Genomic DNA, 20022 nt, shown 5'->3' on the forward strand with positions numbered 1-20022 from the left:
GGCGCCCGATCACGAGTCGCATCAATCTGCTGACCATGATGCTCGACGCGCAACGATGGCCACAGGTTGGCGCTCCTTCAACAGCGCCAGCGACAACCTCGCATCGGACATCGAAACCAGCCGACCGGGGTATTTCGCTGGATCTGCTAGCACCATATCTGACAACTCACGCGTCCAGGAATCTGGAATCTTGCGATCACTAAGCCACCATCGATTCGACTCGCCGTTCCCCAGGAGGGCCAGAGACCTGAACCGACTTAACATGTGTGCCGTTATCTGGCTACCTAACGCTGAATCTATCGCCCAATCGGCGACCGCATCCACCATCGACGGCAACGCAGCGATCGATCGCGATTCCACTCGGCCAGCGAAGGCCTGAGCAAACCCGCCGCCGAATCGCATCGCGACCAACCCCAGCGGCACGGTCCCAAATCGCCGCTCGAACAGGTCGTATCTCGGTGCACCAGATCCAGTTGTCGATCGCATCCTCAGTTCACGCGCTTTCAGTGCATGGGCGACGTTGTTAATATCGCGAGGCTCCATGCCGTCGACGACGAAGCTAATCAGATCGGCAAGCTCCAGCAGAAGTTTGGGGGAGCCAAGTGTCAAGATATATAGGAGCCATGCCTTTCGATCCAGTGACGTAGATCCGACTTCTAGCTGTTGTGTCCACCAATGCGTCGCGTTCGGGCGCATCCGCGCATTGCGCGCCCGCTGGACCAGTCCGTGCCGATCATCAAACAGGCGTGAAGCTCTGCGGCCGCGCTCATGCTGGGAGCGGATCCCCGCCGCTATGCTGGCAGCGACGTAACCAAGCCAACTATCCATTCCTGCAAATCTTCGTAATGAGTCACAGATCTCAATCCATGGAGTCAGAGATCGCGTCCACGACACTTCATTCTTGCTGTAGGTTGCAATCAGGTCGGCAATTAGCTTCCGCACCTCAGTCGATCGGTAATCGTCAGATACTGTCGCTTCATTCCCTAGAGTTGATGCGCCTCTGTGGAGAACAAACATTTCTAGCTGCGACGGGTGCAAGACACTGCGTAAGGGAGCGAATAGCGCGCCGCTCGCACGCTCGACCGGGATCTCACCGCTGAGAAGGCTGCTGGTGACCTCCTCTTCTTCGATTGCCGATTCCGCCAGCACAGTGCAACCAGCCGCAACCATGAGTCGACTCACCGCATTGCCGCCTACGATGGCGACACTTGCGGCCTCCTCGTGCGTAAGCGAATCGAGGATGTCCAATCGTCGGCCGATCTCGACCCACGCGGGCATTTCGTCCGCTGTCTTGGACTTCGCAACCTCGAGCCACCAATGTCTGTTGTCGGCTCGACCAGGATCGCGAAGCGACACGGCAACCTCGAAGGCAAACTCTCTTGTTGGTGCAGTCTCAAGCAGCGCGCGCAGCCGGGCAGAAACCTCTGCCTGACCGCAGTCTGGAGGAAGGTTGAGTCGAGGTCCGGACTCATCGAACATCCGAGATGACGCAACGGCTCGAACGCTCAACTCATCGACCGAAGAGAGAGCGAGCTCTGTCGTCACCCGCGGTTCCTGGTGAAACACACGATCGGCTAGCAGTGAGGTTGCGAGCACCCTAGGGAATGACGTCATTCCCTCGCGGGAATCGAGAATCAATGCCTTCAATTGAGAAGCGAGTCCAGGCAGTTCGCCGACCGAATAGCAGCCAGCATAGAATCTGGTCACGTTGAGCCAGTACGAGTTGGGCGAAATTGCTTCGAAGATCTCAGGCTTGGTTCCGGGTCGAGGGTTTCCTGGAGGTGAGTACGGTGAACTGTTATACAGGTGTCGAGCGGCGAAGTATTCGCGCAGTGGCTGAACCTCGAATTCGAAAGTGCCCTCAACGCGACTGACCAGTGCAACTACTCTCTGCACAACGCCTGAGAACAGATCAGATAGAACCTCCTGCTTATAGCCTCTCTTTCGTAAGTATTGGGAAATTAGGTCGCGAAGCTCGCCAGCCGGCCAGCCGGCCAGCAGTCCTGCGAGCTTCGGCAGAAGCGTGGATGTTCCAAGCGATGTACCCGTGCAAGTCGATCAGTAGCTGTCGATTGTCCCGAACTGTCGCATCCTTCTCCGCTTCGCGATTGAAGAATACGTCGATGTAGTTGTCATACAGTTGGGTTCTCTGATCAGGCAATGACCGTCCCCGCGAGTAGATCAGACTCAACAGAATGGTCAGCTGCATCGGATTCCGGGCTAGATCCTTGATATGAGGGCTCGCCAACTTTTCTTGCAGCGTAGCGCGAATATCATCGCGATCCTGCGGTGGGACGCGTCTAGCCTTTGCCCACCTACCCATGTAGTCGAAGATCAAAGGTTCGTCAATCGAAGTGAGGCTTAGCTTCTTCCATCGCTTCACGGCGAACTGAGGCGCATTCGGGATAGCGGCCGGTCGTGAGGTGACAATGAATTGAATCGACTTGCCTGTGGTTTGCATGCGTGTCGCAGCCGTATCGATTGCCTCGATGACTTGTGCCCGTTGGGCAAGCGAGGCGACTTCATCGAGTCCGTCTAAGACGATCAATGCCGGTACGTCTTGGAAGATATTAGTCAAGTCGTCGACGGTGAATGACTGCCCGCCAGAACTAAATACGACCTGTTGCGCGAGAAAAGATTCAAGTGAGCGTACTTTAGCGTCGACTTCGACGCCCGGGAATGGATTCTCGTTTGCCAGCCATCGCGCCAGGTCGCGGAGATCGACCTTAAACGGTGCTCGAACTGGTGACAGCCGATGTTCGCCGGGCAGTTGGTTAATCTCGTCTCTGGCTAGGAGCCGCATGCGATGCACCTGGCAGAGGTATTGAGCCAACGTGGACTTGCCCTGCCCTGGCGCGCCCTCAATTACCATGCGATCGAACGCGCGTTGCCCACGTGGATCTAGAAGCAGCGTCGCTGCGCCGATCTGGTTACGCGCATGGGAGTATATTGTCCCGCCAGCGTACTCGACACCGCGGACAGTATCGCTGGACGCGTTGGCAAGCATGACAGAGTTCCATGTTTTCGCCGTCGTTGCATCCACCGGACCGACCGGCTCGCCAGGAACATCAATAAAGAGCTCGAGCAACTCACTACTTTGTAGCTCAGCTTGCTTGAACTTGACGAATTCGTCGTCGGCATATTGCTTGCGCAGATATCCTTCCAGTGCTGCCCGCCGGCGACCGCGCTCACTTTTGTCGCTAGCCTCGAAGATCATACGAATCATATCCTGACTCGTGATGATCTCCGAGTATGCCCATTTCAAGTCATAAGAGTTGTCGAGGCGTGCATCCAGATCGTCCCGCCACCATACGCGGCCAGGTATAGGCAAGACCTGGTCGAGGTATGCTTGCATCTTGTCGATGGTACCGGAATCTAACGCCGCCGTACCGGGGACGTTTGTTATAAGCAGGTAAGACGTCGCGCCGCGTGTAACGAGACGTTCAATCTTTGGAAGCTCGTCCTTCACGCTCGAAATGAGCCATTTTAGATGATTCTCTCGCGCGAGGAGGCGACGCCTGAATTTGACTTGGAAGATCTTCAAGTCGCCCTTCGATGCGCTGCCTGCGGTCCCGTCGCGGCCCCCATCCTTCTGGCCAACCGGCAAGCTCTGTGCATCTGGATACTGCGAGGCGATCAGCGCCGAGCAAAACTCCTGGAACCGGTCGGGCGTGAATCGCTCGTAGTCATACCCCATTAGTCCCCCCTTTTATTAGTCCCCCCTTTTGGACTAGCCCGGCACGGAGACTACATGCTGTGAGCACAGCCGTACAGAGGCAAGCAGTGATACGCCGCGTTCAGAGGACAGCCTCCAGGGGCCCGCATATCTGACAACTTTCTCTACGTCTTCAAGACGGGCCCCTCCAGGGCCCGAAAGCGCGCCGCCACCACAGGGCGGGCCACCTGCCCGCCACTCCGCTAGCGCTCCGTTCTGGGCGCGTCCCTTGGCTTGGCGCGCACGTGCCAACAGGGTGCCGGGTCGAAGACAGCAGAACTCGCCATCAATGATCGACACCCCGTTGTGCGGTGGTCCCGAAACGGCCGGCTGCCCGCCGACCGCGAACACGTGCTCCCGTCTGCCGGTGGATTCCCGCATCGCCCCGTAGCAATCATGGAAGGGACCGGTACGGCACGGCGCGCGTCAAGGCAAGTCGCTTCGCTCCACTCGCAAGCGCGACCTTGACCCGCACCGCACCGCACCGCACCTAAGGGCGGCAGCGATCAGGGCGATGCGGGAGGTCTGCCCGCGCCTTGACGCGTAAGCGTCAGGTCGCGAGTTGGACGGTCTCATTCCTCATCATCAGGTACCGGGTAGGCCTGTTGACGCCGTGCTTGCACTCGCTCCAAGAGCGCCTTGAGCGTCGTGGCGTCATGCTGTGTGTCGCTGTCATCAAGAATGCCCTGTAGATATATGCGATCAGCCATTCCCTCAAGGATGGCTTCCTGTACCTCTGAATCCTGATTGGCTATGAATCCATGGACTGTTCGGAGCCTCAGGTCGGTTCGCTTTGCTCGCACTGATTCCCTGTGGTTGCTCGATCCGCGCCGAAAGCACAATGTTGCTAATCCGACGGCGGCAACAGATATTCCGAGCCGCGTTAGAGTCAGTGAGGTTGACGAGAGGTCCTCATTCAGGTTGAAGAAATGGATGAGGAGCAGAACCAAAGGGACGCCGCCGACTAGTAATCCTGCGCAATCCCAGGTCCAGCCAGCGATCGCCTTGTTTCGAGCATTCTTCTGGTAGTCGTCTGCAACCACCTTTCGACTCAACGCGGTCACCAGGTTGCGGCTTTCGTCGACCATCTTCTTGACTTCGGCGGTCCCTGCCAGCGCCGCCTTCATGGCTGTATCGACGGCCATGGCGTCGCCCTCGATGGCGTTCGTGTATAGCTCGCGGGACTCCTCGACCTTCTTGTTTAGGTCGAGCTTCGCTGCGTCCTGCCAACTGCGTTGCTTATCGGCCAACCCAGTCTCGAAATCCTGGAGTTGCGCCTGCATTACATTGATCGATTCTCGCAGCTCATCGCGTTGTCTTTCAAGCTGTGTGAGTGCATTCTTTGCGCTTTCCTCATACTGCGCTGCGGCTCGCCCAGCAGCCTGGGCGGCACCTCTCGGGCTAACGGGTGGCCAGGACGAGGTTTGATCCAAAACAGCGTCAACCGCATCAGCCGCGGTGCGCATATATGCGGAATACGATTCAGGATTGCTTGCGTACTGAGACAATGGGGCTTGCACATTGTTGGCGAGTGATGACCGCATGCCCTCCAGCATTGCCGCCGAGTATCGGCGCGGATCCTCGGCTCTGTGTGCATTAAGGATCTCAAGTAGCCAGCGCACCCGAGATAGCGAATCCGCAAAGTCAGGCTGTCCCACCCCGGGCACATCGGAAAGCTGATCCTTCATCTGATCGACCAAGGACCAGAGTGGGTGTGTGGTGAACCGCGTCTCCCAGATCGTTGACATAGACCCCCTCCCTCCAACTCATATCGGTACGAGCGACAGAAAGTTACAACGCGTTACGTTCCTGACATCTGCACCGCTTGGTCAGCTTCAACTCAGCCCGAAGGTCCCATCTCAACCGCAGCCACAGTCGCGGCGGTGGCGAGGCGTAAGGCGGCCGGCCACCGGACCGACCGTAGGCAGTTGCAGTACCAGTTGCAGTACGCTGCCGTTCACGTTCGTTCGCGTGGGACCAATCGCCTTGTGCACAAGGCAATGCGGACCATGACGAACAGACGCGAACGAGGGTCAGCAGCATTCGTAATGAGAAGGTCGTCGGTTCGATTCCGACAGGCGGCTCCACGCAGAAACCCCAGGTCATTGGTGATGACCTGGGGTTTCTTTGCTCGGCGTCCCCTCAGTCGGTGAGCCATCGGCCGTTGGACAGTGCGAGTTGGCCGGACCGTGAGGCGCCGCGTTGCTGGGTGATCCATTGCGCCAGGTGGTCCACCGATCGGTCGATCGATCGCCCCGTGGTGTCGAGCAGGTGGGTGTGCCACCGCGGGTCGTCCTTGGTCCAGGCCGACCACCGATCCCAGCACATCTCCGGCCAGCCGCCGTCGGTGATCACGTTCGGACGATAGCGGGGATCTTGCGCATGTCCGCGGTGCCAGGCGCCCCAAGCGATGAACGCATCGAGGACTGCTGACGACCACCGGTCGCGGTCGCGTGCACCGAGCCGCCGGCGCCTCTCGTTGTCCGCGACGTCCACCAGACAGACCGCGATGCCGTCGAGCAGGGGCGCGGACGGTGAAGCCAGGATCTCGCCGAGCGGTGACTGGCCGGTGAGGAGCAGATCCAGACCGCGGCTTTGGTACTCCAGCGCTCGGCCGATCCACAGTTCCGTTGTCCGGTGTCGCCAACGAGTGTCCGCGTTCTCCGGTACGCCGATCTCGTCATGATCATGGACAACCAGGCCCTGCATCCTGGTCCGCAGGGCATCAGCGAGCGTCGTCTTCCCCGAACAACTCGAACCGGCCAACGTCAGCAGCACCCAACCACCCTCGCCGCCACAGCGCGAATGACTTGCGGTCGCCGGTGGGACCGAACGGTCTGCGGTTCGACGATTTGCATCAGGGCCACCTAGTGAATGCCCTCGGGTGGCTGGAGGGGGAAGTGTTTGCGAAGGACGGCGATGTCATGGTGGTCGACCTCGCGCAAGGGGTAGCCGGTGTGGTTCTGCAGGGCGAAGTGCGGGTGTTCGCAGCGGACTGAGAGGCCGGCGATCTCGCCGTGGCCTGCGAGGTCTTCGGGGGTGAACAGGAACGGTGTGTTGACGCTGCCGTAGTGGAGGCGGTCGTCGGGTAGGCGTTCGTACAGGTGGAGGTCCACGCGGCGGGTGGTGCCGTCGTGGAGGACGAAGTTCCAGGGGCGGTCGCCGGGCCAGGGGTGGAGGCGGTCGACGCCCTGGGTGGCGAACGTGGCGACGAGGGCTTCGAAGTCGGTTGCGTCGACCCAGAGGTCGAGGTCGGAATGTGTCCGGGTCTGGCGACCGACGAGCGCGTCGACCGCCCAGCCACCCCCGACGCAGGCGTCGACTCCGTGCGCTTGCAGTGACTCGATCAGGGTGCGGGCCGTCTCCGGCGGCATGACGTAGTCCGGCACGGCGTCAGTCCGAGTGGCCTTTGAGGCGGCGGTGGAGGGCTCGTTGGGCTTCGCGGGTGGCTTCGCGTTCGGCAAGGGTTTGGCGTTTGTCCCAGGTCTTCTTGCCGCGGGCGAGGGCGATTTCGACCTTGGCGTGGCCGTCCTTGAAGTACAGGGTGATCGGGACGATGGTCAGGCCGCTCTCGTTGACCTTGCGTTCGATCTTGTCGATCTGGGCGCGGTGCAGGAGCAGCTTCCGCTTGCGGCGCGAGCCGCCTTCGAACCAGCGGGACTGGGAGTACTGCGGGATGTGTACGCCGTGCAGCCAGATCTCCCGCTCCTCGACCATCGCGAACCCGCCGGCCAGCGACGCCCGCCCGGCCCGGAGCGCCTTCACCTCGCGGCCCTGCAGTACGATCCCCGCCTCCCAGGACTCGCCCAGCTGGTACTCGTGCGCAGCCTTCCGGTTCCGGGCGATGACTGGGTTGGCGTCGGGTTTCTTCACACACCGATTCTGCCCTGAAGTGGACACCGCCCCCAGACCAGGCAACACTTCGTGCCTCGAAGGGGGTGAGCAGGTGCGGGTCGCGCTTGCACTGTTGGTGGTCGTCGCGCTCACAGGCTGTACGTCGGTCACACCACCGCCCGAGTCGGCGCGCACACCGACGTCCGAGCCGACGCCTGAGCCGACGGCCGAGGTGGCGCCGGAGCGGTTTCGGATCGTGCCGGACGACTACCACGTGCCGTACGCCGGTACCGCGGAGGACGGCCGGAGGTTCTTCCTCAGCGACGAGCTGTTCGCGGGCGCCGACGGCTACGTCGGCCTGTACCTCTGGAAGCCAGACGGCACCTTCGACGAGGTGAAGGTCCAGAAGGTACGCCGTACCCCAGGCGTACCACCCGCCCAGGCGACCTCCGCCGGCGCCGCCGCCCTGATCAAGGCCCGCCTCGCCGAGCTGGGCAAGTACAAACTCGAACCCATCTGGGTAGAACCGTTCACCACCAAGGTCGACGGCACCACGTTCGGCTGGATCCTCGACCAATACGAAGGCTCGTACTCGATCCACATCGAGCCAGGCGACTTCATCGCCTACTACGCCCCCTGGGACGGCCTCGAGTACGACACCTGACCGTCCTCCAGATAGACAGCCCCTCCCGGACGTCGACACGCCGCGACGCGCGCGTACTGCTCAGGATCGAGCAACCCCGCCGCCTCCTCAAGCGACACGAACCGAAACGCGACCACCTCCTCCGGCTGCGGCACGATCCGCTCGACATCATCCGGCGTCAGCACACCACCGTCGAACAGCAACGCGACCACCTCGGAGAAGTCCCCGGCCCGAGCGACCCAGTCCACCGCGAGCAGTTCACCCGGCTCCACCACGAGCCCGATCTCCTCCATCACCTCACGCCGAGCGGCAGCGCGCGGCGACTCGTCCTGTTCGACTGCCCCGCCGGGGAGGTCCCAGGTCGGCTTGTACGGCGGCTTGAGGATCAGCAGCCGGTCCTCGCCGTCCGTGAACAGGCAGTCCGCGGCCATTCGCTTGGTTGGGAGCTGCGCAGTGAAATGATCGGCACTCACCGTCCCAGCCAAGCACAGGAGGATGCGGATGTTCCTGCTTCAGATGTCGGGTGTGCCAGGGGCCGGGAAGTCGACGGTGGCGGCGTACGTGGTGGAGAAGTACGGCGCTGTCGCCGTGGACTACGACGTGATCAAGTCGGCCGTACTGGACGCGGGGTTCGACCTCGGGCCGAGTACGAAGGCGGCGTACGAGGTGATGTACGCGATGGCAGGCCACCTGCTTGCCCAGGGCCGCGACGTGGTGATGGACAGTCCGTGCTTCTGGCAACGGATCCTCGACGAGGGTACGGCGATCGCCGCGGAACATGGCGCGGTGTACCGGTACATCGAGTGTCAGGTGGACGACCTGCAGCAGCTCGACGAGCGGCTCCGGCAGCGGCCGCGGCTGCGTACGCACCGGCCCAGCCTGAACGACCCGCCGGCGGACGCCGGAACCGAACCGATCGACGGCGAAACCGAGTTCCGCAAATGGATGGAGAAGGTGCACCGCCCCGCGGACAACTACCTCCAGCTGAACATGGACCGCCCACTGGCCGACGTACTGCCCGAGGTCGAGAAGTACCTGAACTAACGAGGATCCCAGAGCCCGAGCCATTGTTCGGCGCCCCAGGCCTCGTAGCGATCCACCTCGGTGAAGCCGAGTTTCGTTGCCAAGCGCATCGATGCGGTGTTCGCGACCTGGGTGGTCAGCACCACCGGCGCGCCCGGTCGTGCCGCTGCGAACCATTCAAGAGCCGCAGTGCAGGCCTCGCTGGCGTACCCCTTGCCCCACGACGACGGCAGGAACAGATAGCCCAGCTCGACCTCGGCCAGCTCGGGCCGTACTTCGTCCGCGTCGCGCTGGTCGAGCGTGACGGTGCCGATCATCGCGCCGTCGAGCTCCACCACGAACAACCCGGTACGGCGGTCCGGTACCTGGGGGAGTTTCTCCTCGAGTAGATCCCGCGGCCGGGCGCCGCCGATGTATGTGCCGACCTCCGGCGACGCGAGTAGCTCGACGAGCGCCGGACGGTCCCGGAGCTCGGGTTCACGCAGTACGAGGCGCTCGGTCTTGATCGGGTCGGGCGGCCAGGCGACGGACTGCAGCTCGCTCTTCACGGCACCCACCTTTTCAGAACCTGGTCGGCAACCGCGTCGATCGTACGGTCCGCCGTACTGACCACGTAGTCGCTGATGTCGTCGGCCGTCAGCTGCGCGGACAGCTCGGATGCACGCCTTACCAGGTGATCGACGCCGTCGCCGGTCTCGCGACCGCGGTGCCGGATGCGGTCCGCGAGCTCGGCGTCCGACGCATCCAGGCGGCAGATCACGACCGGGCCGCCGACGGAGGTCTCGAGCAGCTCCCGTTCGGCAGGGGTCTCGACGACGCCGGCGACGATGAGCCGGCGATGACCGGCCGCGCGGTAGTTCGACCAGATGAGCGCGAGGTTGGTCGCCTTCAGCCGCGCCTGGTGCGGGTCGTCCGCCGGCGGCGGCCAGGCGGCACCGAGCAGATCCAGGTCCGCGAAGGCGGGTGCGAGTTCGAGGTCGATGCAGCGGTCGAACACCCGCCAGCCGACCGTGGTCTTGCCGACGCCGGGCGGGCCGGAGAGTACGAGCGCTGTCTGCACCCGTGCGATGATCCCGGTCCGCGCGGCCGTCGGCAACGCGATTCAGTCGACCAGCTCGGGGTCGTCCATGAACATCCGCACGTCCTGCGGGCAGCGGCAGGCGGCGGCGATCTTCCCGGCCCAGACGAGCGCCTCCTCGCGGGTCGGGACGGAGACGATCATCACGCCGCCGATCAGCTCCTTGCTCTCCGGGTACGGGCCGTCCATCACGAGCCCGTCGGTGCCGACCACGGCGTGCCCCACGCCGGCCGAGTAGTCGAACCCGCCGGTGAACCGCAGTACTCCGGCCTCCTGCGCTTCGCGGACGACGGCGTGCGCGGCCTTGCCCACGTCCGGGAAGTCCTCCTCCGGGATGTGGTCCATCGCGCCGTTCTCGAACGAGATCAGGTACCGCGACATCTCATCACTCCTTGTCCTCGGCGACCCGCTCCGGTCGCTCTCACCCCTGCTACGAACGCCGTACCCCGGATCCGACAGGCGCTCGGAAGAATCTCGATCCATTGTGTCGGTGGTGCGTGCTTGAATGCGCGAATGGAGCTGGTTACTCGTGTAGCTGACCAGGAACGATGGGCCGACCTGGTCGAACTCTTCGGCCCCAGCGGCGGCACCCGCGGCTGCTGGTGCATGGCCCGCCGGCTGCCCTCCGCGGTCGTCGCCGCGAACGGGAACGCGGAGAACCGCGCTGCCCTGGAGGGATTCGTCCGCGCGGGTGATCCGGTGGGTCTGATCGGGTACGTCGAGGGGCGCCCGGCGGCCTGGTGCGCCGTCGCGCCGCGGACCGAGTACTACGCGATCGTGCACTCCCGGGCGCTCCCGATCGACGACCCGGACGACCCCTCGATCTGGGCGATCAACTGCCTGTTCGTGAAGAACGGGTACCGCGGCCAGGGCCTCACCACACCGATGGTCGAGGCCGCCGTCGACCACGCCCGTACGGCGGGTGCGCGAACCGTCGAGGCCTACCCGGTCAAGTCCATGCCCGGCGACCCCGGCCGCGGCGTCCTCAGCACGTTCCTCGCCGCGGGTTTCACCCCGTACGCCGAAGCTCGCACCACCGCCAAACGCAACATCGTCGTCCGCCGCACCGTCTGACCGGCTACCAGCTCCACTCGCCTCCGCTGAGCGTGAAGCTCCAGGCTCGGCCGCTCACGCCGTTGGTGAGGTAGTCGACCGCCGGTACGGCGATCGGCGGGTACGGCAGCCTGCTCAGCCGACGGATGGCGTCCTCCGGGGCGAACCAGCCCGCCTCCAGCACCGAGCCGTCCGGGTCGTCGATCGCGAACGCCGGGCCTGCCGCGGCCACGAGGTAGTTCCACGACCGCGAGGTGACCCGATCGTCTACACGTGTCCGCGTTGTCCAGACGAGTTCGAGGTCGTGCGCGGACACGTGTAGACCCGTCTCCTCGCGCAGTTCGCGGACCGCGCCGTCGGCAGGGGTCTCGCCGTCCTCGACGCCCCCGCTCGGAAGGTTCCAGTGCGGCGCGCCCCACGCGTCGTACTCCTCCCGCACCATCGCGATCAGCCCGTCGTACCGTGCGATCACACCCGCGTACTGGTTCATGCCCGGACCCTACAAGTGCTCGAGGACGTCCTCGTGCGGCCAGGCCTGGGTGAGGACCTTGGTGAGGAGAGGATCCGGCGAGGAGGTGATGTAGGGGGTGTGCTCGGGGTCGCGGACGGTGGCGGTCGCGCGGGTTTGGAACAGGCCCCACGGGGGGATTTCGTTGGCGAGCACGCCGTCGAGGCGGAGGTCGGCGTACTCCGGTTCCCACCACATCGCGAACGTCTGCGGGAGCTGGTCCGGGTGGATCCCGAGCCAGATGCCGTAGGTGACCTTGAAACCGCCGTCGAGCTGGACCGGCAGCAGCGCCCGGACGAACGCGCCGGCTCCCGGGACCTGCATCATCACGGACTCCTGAGGCGTGCCGTGGCTCAGCCAGGTGCCGGGGGTGTGTTCGCGGTCCGGCAGGCCCAGGACCGGTGTCGGCAGGGTGAAGCGGTGGTGGCGGTCGTGCGCGTCGAGGGCACGGCCGCAGGTCGGGCAATCGGACATGACGCGAGTATGCCGTTCCGGAAGGAGAGCGTCCGGAATGGGGGTTAGCGTGCGGGCATGGCTGAGAGTGAGTGGGTTTCTCCGTGGTGGGAGCCGCCGGTGGCGGGCGATGAGGTCGGGCATTTGGTCGGGGCTTTGGATCGGTTGCGGACGACGTTCCGGTACAAGGTGGACGGGCTCGATGCCGACGGGCTGAACACCCGGATCGGGGTCTCGTCGATCACGCTCGGCGGGTTGCTGAAGCATCTGGCGGCGAACGAGGACTACCTGTTCGACGTGAAGTTCCGCGGGAAGCCGATGGGTGGGCCGTGGGTCGAGAACGGGTGGCGGGACGACAACGACTGGGAGTTCAACTCTGCCGTCGACGACACCCCGGAGGCGCTGTACGCGCTGTGGGACGGGGCGGTCGCACGCTCCCGGGCGACGCTCGCGGCCGCGATCGCGGACGGCGGCCTCGACCAGCTGGCCGACATCGCCTGGCCGGACGGCCGGCACGCGAGCCTCCGGCGCCTGGTCTGCGACCTGATCGAGGAGTACGGCCGCCACACCGGCCACGCCGACCTCATCCGCGAGACCGTCGACGGCCGCGTAGGCGAAGACCCACCCCACGACTGGAAACCCACCGACACAACCCGACCTAACAAACCAAACCGCCACCACCACGCACACGACAAGACCGAACCAACGCCCCCACCAAGCGAAGCGCCCGCCAGCCCCACGTGTGCGGGAGGCGCGGACTGGCCGTGCTCACCGCGTGAAGCGGCCGCCAGCCCCACGTGTGCGGGAGGCGCGGACTGGCCGTGCTCACCGCATGATGCGACGGCCAGCGCCCCGTGTGCGGGAAGGGCGGTCCTACGGTGCTCACCGTGTGAGGCCGCCGGCCGCAGGTGCGTGGGAAGGGCGGCCGGCGGTGCTCGCCGGGTGAGCGGCCGCCAGCACCGTGCGCGGGAAGAGCGGCTCGGCGGCGCCCGCCGCGTGAAGCGGCGGCCAGCCCCACGTACGCGTGAAGAGCGGCTCGGCGGCGCCCAGCGCGTGAAGCGGCGGCCAGCCCCACGTGTGCGGGAAGAGTGGCTCGGCGGCGCCCGCCGCGTGAGGCGACCGTCGGCCCACGTACGCGGCAAGAGCGGACCGGCGGCGCCCACTGCGTGAAATGACGGCCAGCGCCACGTGCGCGGGAAGTGCGGACCGGCGGCGCTCACCACGTGAAGAGACCGCCAGCCCTACGTGTGCGGGAAGAGCGGCTGGCCGTGCTCGTCGCGTGAGCGGTCGCCAGCACCGTGCGCAGGCCGGTGGGGCTCGTCGCTGGAAGCGGACCGCCAGTGCTTCACAATGTGTGGTGACCGGCGTTCCCCACGCTCAGCGTGGGTGCCGGGGGGCGATTGATGAGTGCTGGCGGTCCGCCCTGCGGCTACTTGACTCGCTGTAGCGTCCCGTCCGGGCCGACGGTGACCGCTGTGGTCGTTCCGTCTATGGTCAGGTTCAGCAGCAGTTGGTTGTCGCGCTGCGTGGTCGTGTAGGTGACCTTCGCGTTGCTGCGCGTCGGCGCGATCACTGACAGCACGGTCGCGTTGTTCCCCGACCGATTGAACTTCACCACCGGCGCGGGCAGGCGCTTGTCGATGGTCTGGTAGTGCCATCCCTGGATCGGCCCCTGCTCCCCGCTGGCGACCTCGATCGCCGTCGGCTCCTGCCGGTACGGGATCTGCAGCAACGTCGTCTTCACCCGATCCCTGGGCCGCGCCGCCACCGCCCGGTCCTTGCCGCTGACAACTACTTCCTGATCCGCCGGCAGATGCCACAGCGTGGAGTACTCCTGCTCCGCGTCCGACGTACCGCGATCCAGCACCACCATCAGGTCCGGATCCTTCAGCACCAGCACGTCCCGGGTCCGGTCGACGCCCGCGCCCGGCGAGTCGTGCAACTCGTAGAACTCCGACGTCGGCCGCAGCGACGACCGTACCAGCTTGGTCTCCGGATGCCCGGTCGCCGACTTCACGGTCAGCTCGTTGTGCGCGAACTGCCCCTTCGCCCAGAACCGCCAGTCGTCCGCCTTGTACCCGGCGTGCCCGCCGTCGATCAGGATGTCCCGCCCCCGCGAGGTGTACGTGACCGACGTGTGGTCGTTGTGCCCGTGCAGCTTCTGCGCCGGCCCGAACCGGATGCTGTACGTCGACTCCTGCGTGAACGCCCGCGTCTCGCCCCACCCGGTCCGCCCGAAGATGTACCCGGCGTCGAAGATCCCGATCCGCTGCGTCGGCCGGATCCCGCGCGTGCCGAGCGTACCGGCGTACTCGAGCACCGTGCCCTGCACCGGCACGGTCCTGATCACCTCGGAGTCGCCGAGTTGCGGCAGGTTCCCGAGCGAGTTGGTCGCCAGCGCGAGCCACTTCGCGAGCTCCCGCCGGCGCGCCATGATCGTCGTCCCCGGGTCCACGCCGCACTTCCCGAGTACGTCGATCGCGCGGCCCCACAGGGCGTAGTTGAACTGGGCGTACCCGGTCGACTGTTCGTTGGTCGACCCCTGGGTGTCGATCGAGGTCTTGATCGCGCTGGTCAGCCGGTCGGCCGCGATCTTCTTCAGATCCGGCCGCAGCAACGTGCAGCCGATCCCGAACAGCGCGATGCTCTCGTCGGTGCCGTGGTTCCAGTCTCCGCTGTAGTTCTTCCGCAGGAACCAGGCGTGGTCGAGCAGCGCCTTGTCGAGCCAGGTGTACGTGAGCGGCAACTTCCCCACGTGCAACCCCGACAGCACCGCCTGCCGCAGGCAGATCAGCACGTTGGTGCGATGCATCGTCGACTCGTAGGCGCCGACGTCGGACTTCCACGAGTACGGGTTGTCGTTCACCCAGTCGCGGGCGATCGTACTGACCCGCTGGAGCGCCGCCTTGTCGCCGCGCCCGCCGGCGGTGATTCCTTGGCCGAGCCAACGAAGCGAGTGCAGCCACATGTACCAGCTGGGGTTCTTGTCCGGGTTCAGTCGCCAGTCGATGTTGCCGTGGCCGTCGCCGACCTTCGTCGGTGGCGTCGTACCCCAGGTGAAGGTGTCCTGGTAGAGGTTGGCGAGCGGGTTCGTCCGGTCGATCCCGCTGTACGCCGGACACGTGTAGATGTCGCGCCGGACCGGTGTCGCCGGCGGCGGCGTCGGCGGTTCGGGGGTCTGGCTCGTCGTCGGATCCGGCGCCGCCTCCGGCTCGGTCCCGCCCCACGGCGCGACCAGCATCACGGTCAGTACGGCGGCGCTCGCGAGCAGGGCGATCGTGAGTCGCAGGGTCGTTCTGGTGCGCAGATGTCTCGCGGGCATCGTGTCCCCCTCGGCCGGGCCTGCCGGTTATGGTCTATACCTGAATTCGGACAGGGTGATGCCGAAAGCAAGCGTGGTGTGCTGGTCGTTCTGACCGTGCGGCGTGAAAGGTTGCTGATGGCATCAAGCCGTCGGCGCGCCGCGCTCGGATCCCCCCGAGGTCAGATCGGTTCTTCTACCCAATAGATGTCGCGAGCAGCAAGAAAAGTTGCTTCGGACCGGACGCTTCGGTTCCGGATGCCCGTTCGGGCAGCTCAACCGTGCCGGATCGCCTGCAGAATCAGGGCGTTCCGGGCATCCTGTCCGGCGGGCACGGTGGTGTGCCGGCCGTCGCGGAGGTCGGTGTGCAGCCGGTCGGGATGCGCCGCGAGGAACTCGGCCCAGTGCACGATCCGCAGGTTCGGGTGCTGCGGCAGCGCCTGCTCCAGCTGCAGGTCGATCCACTCGCTGTTCCGCTGATCGGCGACCTGGACCGCCTCCGGCTTGTCGGTCCGGGCGACCTGTACGTCGACCCAGTACACGGTCCGCTGCGGCCCGGCGATCTTCAGTGCACGTTCGACCTGGGCGCCGAACGCGGCCGGGTCGAAGATGTCGTTGGACCCGACCGCCATCACGATCCGCCTCGGTAGGCCGTACGCCTTCGCCCAGGCCGCCAGCTCGTCGACGGCCGCCGACGTCGGCTGACCGGCCCAGCTGTACTGCGCGAACGACGTACCCAACCGCTGCTCGAGGAGCCGGCCGAGTGCCGCGCCGTCCTGCACCGCGATGCTGTCGCCGAACAGGATGATGCCGTCCGACGTGACCACGTGCCGGACCTCCGCGCCGCTCGCGATCACCCGATTGTTGTTCTGGTACGAACCGAGCGCACCGGATCCGTAACTGCCGGTGTCGACGACGGGCTTCGCGTGTGCGGCCGGCGTCTCGAAGTGCAGCAATGCGAGCAGGGTGGCCGTCAGTACGACGATGATGGCGGCCGAGACCGACCAACGTTTGATGAACATGCACAACTCCCACAGGCGAACGTCGTACGAGTTACACGCGTAGACCCCGCCGCAGGTTGCCCTACGGGCTCGCGATCGCGTCGGCGATCAGGGCGTTGCGGGCCGAGCTGCCGGCCGGCTCGCTGGTGTGGACGCCGTCGCGCAGGTACTGGGCCGGGCCGTTCGGCTGCGAGTTGAGGAATTCGGACCAGTCGACGATCCGCAGGTTCGAGTGCAGGGCCGCGGCTTGCTGCAGTTGCTGGTTGATCCAGGCGCTGTTCGCGAGATCGGCGTCCCGGACGGCGGGCGGCTGCTTGGTGCGGCTCACGTACACGTTCACCCAGTAGACCGTTCGGTCCGGCCCGGCGATCCGCATCGCGCGCTCGACCTGCTCGGTGAACGCGGTCGGGTCGAAGATGTCGTTCGTACCGACCGCCATCACGATTCGCTTCGGCAGGCCGTAGCTGCGCGACCAGTCCTGGAGCGCGTCGACCGCCGCGGACGCGGGCTGCCCGGACCAGTCGTGGACCGCGATCGAGTCGCCGCCGCGATTCGCCAGCAGCCGTTCCAACGCGGTGCTGTCCTGGACGGCGATGCTGTCGCCGAACATGAAGATCCCGTCGAACGCGAGTACGTCGCGGATCTGGTCCTCGGAGGAGATCCGGTGGATCAGGCCCTGCCACGGCCCGAGCGTGCCGGAACCGTACGGGCCGGGGCCCTTGGTCGGCACGCTGTACGACGTACCGCCGACCAGCGTGTCGGAGCTCGGCGTCCGCGGTTCGAGGACGACGAACACGCCGCCGAGCCCGGCGATGACGAGCAGCGTGACGACGATCGAGAGCAGCGATCCGAAGAACGCCCGGACCGCCGACACCTCCGTCGTCCCGCCTTGCCGCACGCTCCCCACCCTTCGAACTCTTCGCCTATCTGACATGACGCGGTGACCCCCTTGATCCGCTGCATGCCTGCCTACCCCCAACGTGTCGGAAACGAACCCCCCGGTTCCCTTCCTGCCCCCAATATCCCTGACGCCCCAAATCCTGGATAGGTTTTCGGTCATGCCGGAATCCTTCGATTTCCGCGCCCTGGAGCGCACCCGCCTCGCCCACCTGGTCGCCCGCCGCATCCCGGAAGCGGCCGCCCTGCACACGCCGGACTTCACGATCGTCACGCCCAGCGGCCTGGTCTGGACGAAGGTGGAGTACCTCGGCGGGATCGAGACCGGCGAGATCAACTACCGCCGGTTCGAGCCGGTCAGCGAGATCGACGTACTGATGGACGGCGCGGTCGCCGTACTGCGGTACCGGTCCGCGATCGAGATCGGCGTCAACGGCCGCGAACCGGGCCCGCTCAGCGCGTGGCACCTCGACTGCTACCGGCGTACGGACGCCGGCTGGCAGGTTCAGTGGTCCCAGGCCACGGAGATCCGCTGAACCTGAGAGATCAGCCCGCGATCTCCGCCTGGCTGCGCTCGACGCAGAACTCGTTGCCCTCGGGGTCCTTCATCGTCACCCAGCCGCGCCCGTCCGGACGGCGGTGGTCCTCGTGGATCGTCCCGCCCAGCCCGGCGATCCGCTCGACCTCCGCGTCCCGCGTTCGCTCGGTCGGGCCCCAGTCGAGGTGTACGCGGTTCTTGACGCTCTTGCCCTCCGGTACGGCGATGAACAGCAGCCCGGGCACCGGGTCCGGCGCCACCACCAGCACCTCGTCGTCACCCGGTTCGTCATCGTCGCCGAGCGGCCAGCCGGTCACGGTACTCCAGAACCGCGCCAGCTCGTAGGGGTTCGCCGCATCGATCGTGATGTGTCGCAATTTCATGCGCAGACCTTAACCAGTTGTCCGCTCGCGGGGTCTCGCGGACCGTCGGTGGCCGGGTCTACTGTGCGGAACATGAGCGCCGGACCAGAAGGCCCGGCCAGGTTGGGGGAAGGACGATCCGATGGCATCCCGGCTCAATCCGTACATCCAGTTCCAGAACGAAGCACGTGCCGCGATGGAGTTCTACCAGGGCGTTTTCGGCGGCGAGGTGTCGTCGAACACCTTCAAGGAGTTCGGCGCCGGTCACGGCCCGGACGACGACGAGCTGCTGATGCACAGCCAGCTCGAGACGCCGAGCGGGTTCACGCTGATGGCGGCCGACACGCCGCAGGGCATGCCGTACAACCCGGGCGAGAACATCGCGATCAGCCTCAGCGGTGACGGTGAAGAACTGCGCGGCTACTACGCGAAGCTGTCCGACGGCGGAAAGGTGACGGTCCCGCTCGAGAAGCAGATGTGGGGCGACGAGTTCGGCATGGTCACCGACAAGTTCGGCATCAACTGGATGGTCAACATCGCGGGCTGACGACATACCTTCCCGGGGAAATCCGGTGTCCCCGGGAAGGTCCTTCCCGCAAGCTTGACCGGTATGGGACTCAACGACCTGCTCTTCGACCCCATCCGGCACAACAACTGGGCGACCGGCAGCCTGATCGAGTTCTGCCGCGCCCAGAACCTGACCGCCGACCAGCTGGAGATCACCGGCGTCGGCACGTACGGCGGCATCCTGGCCACCCTCGACCACATCGTTCGCTGCGACGGCAGCTACCTGCGCCGGATCGCCGACCGGCCGCTGCCGTACGTCGACGCCGAGCCGGCGACCGACCTGGAGACGCTGGCCGGCTGGAACGCCGAGGCCGGTGACGTCTGGGAGTACTTCCGGACCCAGCCGATCGACGTCGAACGCGTGCTGATCGTCGACGACAACACCCGCGGCACCCGCCTCGGGACTTTCGTGGCGCAGGCGATCAACCACGCCAACCACCACCGCGAACAGGTCTGCGCCATCCTCACCGGGCTCGGCATCGAGCCGCCGGACATCCAGGCGTGGGAGTACGCCTGGCAGTCCGGACGCATTTGGGACCTCTAGCTGACGACGGCCGCCATCAGGCCGGGCTCGTACGAGCCGCCGAGCTGGTTGAGCGTGACCGCCATCCGGTTCGTGGCGTTGATCATCGCGATCAGCGTCACCAGCGCGATCAGCTGGTCCTCGTCGTAGTACTTCGCGGCGCGCGCCCACGTCTCGTCGGACACGCCCGTGGACGCGTCGGCCAGCCGGGTCGCCTCCTCGGTGAGGGCGAGCGCGGCCTGCTCCTCCTCGGTGAACACCGTCGAGTGCCGCCAGCCGGCGACCAGGTTCAGCCGGGTCGCGGTCTCGCCCTCGGCGGCGGCCTCCTTCGAATGGATGTCGATACAGTTCCCGCAGCCGTTGATCTGGCTGGCGCGCAGCATCACCAGGTTCTGGAGCGAATGCGGCAGGGCGGGCTGGACCAGCGTGTGCACGGCGTACAGCCGCTTGGCCAGCTTGGTGCCGAACGCGTTCTGCATCAGGTCGATCCGGGGTTCCATCGTCGTCGTCCTCACTTGTGGGATGT

Annotated in this window: 24 protein-coding genes; 7 read left to right on the forward strand and 17 right to left on the reverse strand. The window is 65.4% G+C overall.

Annotation, left to right across the window (positions count from 1 at the left end; genetic code table 11):
- Nucleotides 1-21: 21 nt before the first annotated feature.
- The 6 genes from ACQHIV_RS33180 to smpB all read right to left on the reverse strand — a co-directional run bounded on the left by ACQHIV_RS33180 (nt 22) and on the right by smpB (nt 7588).
- On the reverse strand, nt 22-1896 hold the full coding sequence (locus tag ACQHIV_RS33180; RefSeq protein WP_427887949.1) for a hypothetical protein: 1875 nt from the start codon (nt 1894-1896) through the stop codon (nt 22-24).
- Between the two features lie 34 nt (nt 1897-1930).
- On the reverse strand, nt 1931-3697 hold the full coding sequence (locus tag ACQHIV_RS33185) for an NACHT domain-containing protein (protein WP_427887950.1): 1767 nt from the start codon (nt 3695-3697) through the stop codon (nt 1931-1933).
- Nucleotides 3698-4287: 590 nt separating this feature from the next.
- Entirely contained in the window at nt 4288-5463 is a 1176-nt protein-coding gene (locus ACQHIV_RS33190; RefSeq protein ID WP_427887952.1) for a hypothetical protein, read from the reverse strand.
- A gap of 394 nt (nt 5464-5857) precedes the next feature.
- Nucleotides 5858-6493, reverse strand: coding sequence for a hypothetical protein (locus ACQHIV_RS33195; RefSeq protein WP_427887954.1), 636 nt, complete (start codon nt 6491-6493; stop codon nt 5858-5860).
- 89 nt (nt 6494-6582) lie between these two features.
- Nucleotides 6583-7104 (reverse strand): nucleotidyltransferase domain-containing protein, encoded by a 522-nt coding sequence (locus tag ACQHIV_RS33200; protein WP_427887956.1) that lies wholly within the window; start codon nt 7102-7104, stop codon nt 6583-6585.
- Nucleotides 7105-7108: 4 nt separating this feature from the next.
- On the reverse strand, nt 7109-7588 hold the full coding sequence (smpB, locus tag ACQHIV_RS33205) for an SsrA-binding protein SmpB (RefSeq protein ID WP_427887958.1): 480 nt from the start codon (nt 7586-7588) through the stop codon (nt 7109-7111).
- 73 nt (nt 7589-7661) lie between these two features.
- Here smpB and ACQHIV_RS33210 point away from each other — a divergent pair, with 73 nt between their 5' ends.
- A complete protein-coding gene (locus ACQHIV_RS33210; RefSeq protein ID WP_427887960.1) occupies nt 7662-8213 on the forward strand; it encodes a hypothetical protein in 552 nt (183 codons plus the stop codon).
- Here ACQHIV_RS33210 and ACQHIV_RS33215 read toward each other — a convergent pair.
- Nucleotides 8177-8665 (reverse strand): NUDIX domain-containing protein, encoded by a 489-nt coding sequence (locus ACQHIV_RS33215; protein ID WP_427887961.1) that lies wholly within the window; start codon nt 8663-8665, stop codon nt 8177-8179. The genes ACQHIV_RS33210 and ACQHIV_RS33215 overlap by 37 nt on opposite strands.
- A 28-nt stretch (nt 8666-8693) precedes the next feature.
- Here ACQHIV_RS33215 and ACQHIV_RS33220 point away from each other — a divergent pair, with 28 nt between their 5' ends.
- Nucleotides 8694-9236: an AAA family ATPase gene (locus ACQHIV_RS33220; protein WP_427887963.1), complete on the forward strand. Its 543-nt coding sequence runs from the start codon at nt 8694-8696 to the stop codon at nt 9234-9236.
- Here the strand turns inward: ACQHIV_RS33220 and ACQHIV_RS33225 are convergent.
- Genes ACQHIV_RS33225 through ACQHIV_RS33235 form a run of 3 tightly spaced genes read right to left on the reverse strand, consistent with a single transcriptional unit; the run spans nt 9233 to nt 10674 of the window.
- Nucleotides 9233-9763 carry a GNAT family N-acetyltransferase gene (locus ACQHIV_RS33225; protein ID WP_427887965.1) on the reverse strand — a complete coding sequence of 177 codons (531 nt, stop codon included), beginning with the start codon at nt 9761-9763 and terminating at the stop codon, nt 9233-9235. The genes ACQHIV_RS33220 and ACQHIV_RS33225 overlap by 4 nt on opposite strands.
- Nucleotides 9760-10275: an AAA family ATPase gene (locus ACQHIV_RS33230; protein ID WP_427887967.1), complete on the reverse strand. Its 516-nt coding sequence runs from the start codon at nt 10273-10275 to the stop codon at nt 9760-9762. Before ACQHIV_RS33230 ends, ACQHIV_RS33225 begins: the two co-directional genes overlap by 4 nt.
- A 42-nt stretch (nt 10276-10317) precedes the next feature.
- Nucleotides 10318-10674, reverse strand: coding sequence for a YciI family protein (locus tag ACQHIV_RS33235; RefSeq protein WP_427887969.1), 357 nt, complete (start codon nt 10672-10674; stop codon nt 10318-10320).
- Between the two features lie 132 nt (nt 10675-10806).
- Between ACQHIV_RS33235 and ACQHIV_RS33240 the strand changes: the two genes are divergently transcribed.
- A complete protein-coding gene (locus tag ACQHIV_RS33240) occupies nt 10807-11367 on the forward strand; it encodes a GNAT family N-acetyltransferase (protein WP_427887971.1) in 561 nt (186 codons plus the stop codon).
- Between the two features lie 4 nt (nt 11368-11371).
- Here ACQHIV_RS33240 and ACQHIV_RS33245 read toward each other — a convergent pair whose 3' ends face one another.
- Nucleotides 11372-11836 (reverse strand): NUDIX hydrolase, encoded by a 465-nt coding sequence (locus ACQHIV_RS33245; protein WP_427887973.1) that lies wholly within the window; start codon nt 11834-11836, stop codon nt 11372-11374.
- Between the two features lie 9 nt (nt 11837-11845).
- Entirely contained in the window at nt 11846-12328 is a 483-nt protein-coding gene (locus tag ACQHIV_RS33250) for a hypothetical protein (RefSeq protein WP_427887975.1), read from the reverse strand.
- 57 nt (nt 12329-12385) lie between these two features.
- Here ACQHIV_RS33250 and ACQHIV_RS33255 point away from each other — a divergent pair, with 57 nt between their 5' ends.
- Nucleotides 12386-13477 carry a DUF664 domain-containing protein gene (locus ACQHIV_RS33255; protein ID WP_427887977.1) on the forward strand — a complete coding sequence of 364 codons (1092 nt, stop codon included), beginning with the start codon at nt 12386-12388 and terminating at the stop codon, nt 13475-13477.
- A 259-nt stretch (nt 13478-13736) separates the two neighbouring features.
- Here ACQHIV_RS33255 and ACQHIV_RS33260 read toward each other — a convergent pair whose 3' ends face one another.
- From ACQHIV_RS33260 to ACQHIV_RS33270, 3 genes are all read right to left on the reverse strand, one after another.
- Nucleotides 13737-15629 (reverse strand): heparinase II/III domain-containing protein, encoded by a 1893-nt coding sequence (locus tag ACQHIV_RS33260; RefSeq protein ID WP_427887979.1) that lies wholly within the window; start codon nt 15627-15629, stop codon nt 13737-13739.
- Between the two features lie 254 nt (nt 15630-15883).
- Nucleotides 15884-16630 carry a hypothetical protein gene (locus ACQHIV_RS33265; RefSeq protein WP_427887981.1) on the reverse strand — a complete coding sequence of 249 codons (747 nt, stop codon included), beginning with the start codon at nt 16628-16630 and terminating at the stop codon, nt 15884-15886.
- Between the two features lie 61 nt (nt 16631-16691).
- Nucleotides 16692-17507 carry a GDSL-type esterase/lipase family protein gene (locus ACQHIV_RS33270; protein WP_427887982.1) on the reverse strand — a complete coding sequence of 272 codons (816 nt, stop codon included), beginning with the start codon at nt 17505-17507 and terminating at the stop codon, nt 16692-16694.
- Nucleotides 17508-17667: 160 nt separating this feature from the next.
- On the opposite strand from ACQHIV_RS33270, the gene ACQHIV_RS33275 reads away from it, so the two are divergent.
- Nucleotides 17668-18042, forward strand: coding sequence for a nuclear transport factor 2 family protein (locus ACQHIV_RS33275; protein WP_427887984.1), 375 nt, complete (start codon nt 17668-17670; stop codon nt 18040-18042).
- Between the two features lie 10 nt (nt 18043-18052).
- On the opposite strand, the gene ACQHIV_RS33280 is transcribed toward ACQHIV_RS33275, so the two are convergent.
- Nucleotides 18053-18427 carry a VOC family protein gene (locus tag ACQHIV_RS33280; RefSeq protein WP_427887986.1) on the reverse strand — a complete coding sequence of 125 codons (375 nt, stop codon included), beginning with the start codon at nt 18425-18427 and terminating at the stop codon, nt 18053-18055.
- A gap of 121 nt (nt 18428-18548) precedes the next feature.
- Here ACQHIV_RS33280 and ACQHIV_RS33285 point away from each other — a divergent pair, with 121 nt between their 5' ends.
- Together ACQHIV_RS33285 and ACQHIV_RS33290 are read left to right on the forward strand one after the other, a co-directional pair.
- Complete coding sequence (locus tag ACQHIV_RS33285; protein ID WP_427887988.1) at nt 18549-18953, forward strand: VOC family protein; 405 nt, start codon at nt 18549-18551, stop codon at nt 18951-18953.
- A 63-nt stretch (nt 18954-19016) separates the two neighbouring features.
- Nucleotides 19017-19517: a DinB family protein gene (locus ACQHIV_RS33290; RefSeq protein ID WP_427887989.1), complete on the forward strand. Its 501-nt coding sequence runs from the start codon at nt 19017-19019 to the stop codon at nt 19515-19517.
- On the opposite strand, the gene ACQHIV_RS33295 is transcribed toward ACQHIV_RS33290, so the two are convergent.
- Nucleotides 19514-19996 (reverse strand): carboxymuconolactone decarboxylase family protein, encoded by a 483-nt coding sequence (locus tag ACQHIV_RS33295; protein WP_427887990.1) that lies wholly within the window; start codon nt 19994-19996, stop codon nt 19514-19516. The two genes, ACQHIV_RS33290 and ACQHIV_RS33295, sit on opposite strands and share 4 nt — an antisense overlap.
- Between the last annotated feature and the right edge of the window lie 26 nt (nt 19997-20022).

It is taken from the genome of Kribbella polygonati (assembly GCF_050320105.1).
GTDB lineage: Bacteria > Actinomycetota > Actinomycetes > Propionibacteriales > Kribbellaceae > Kribbella.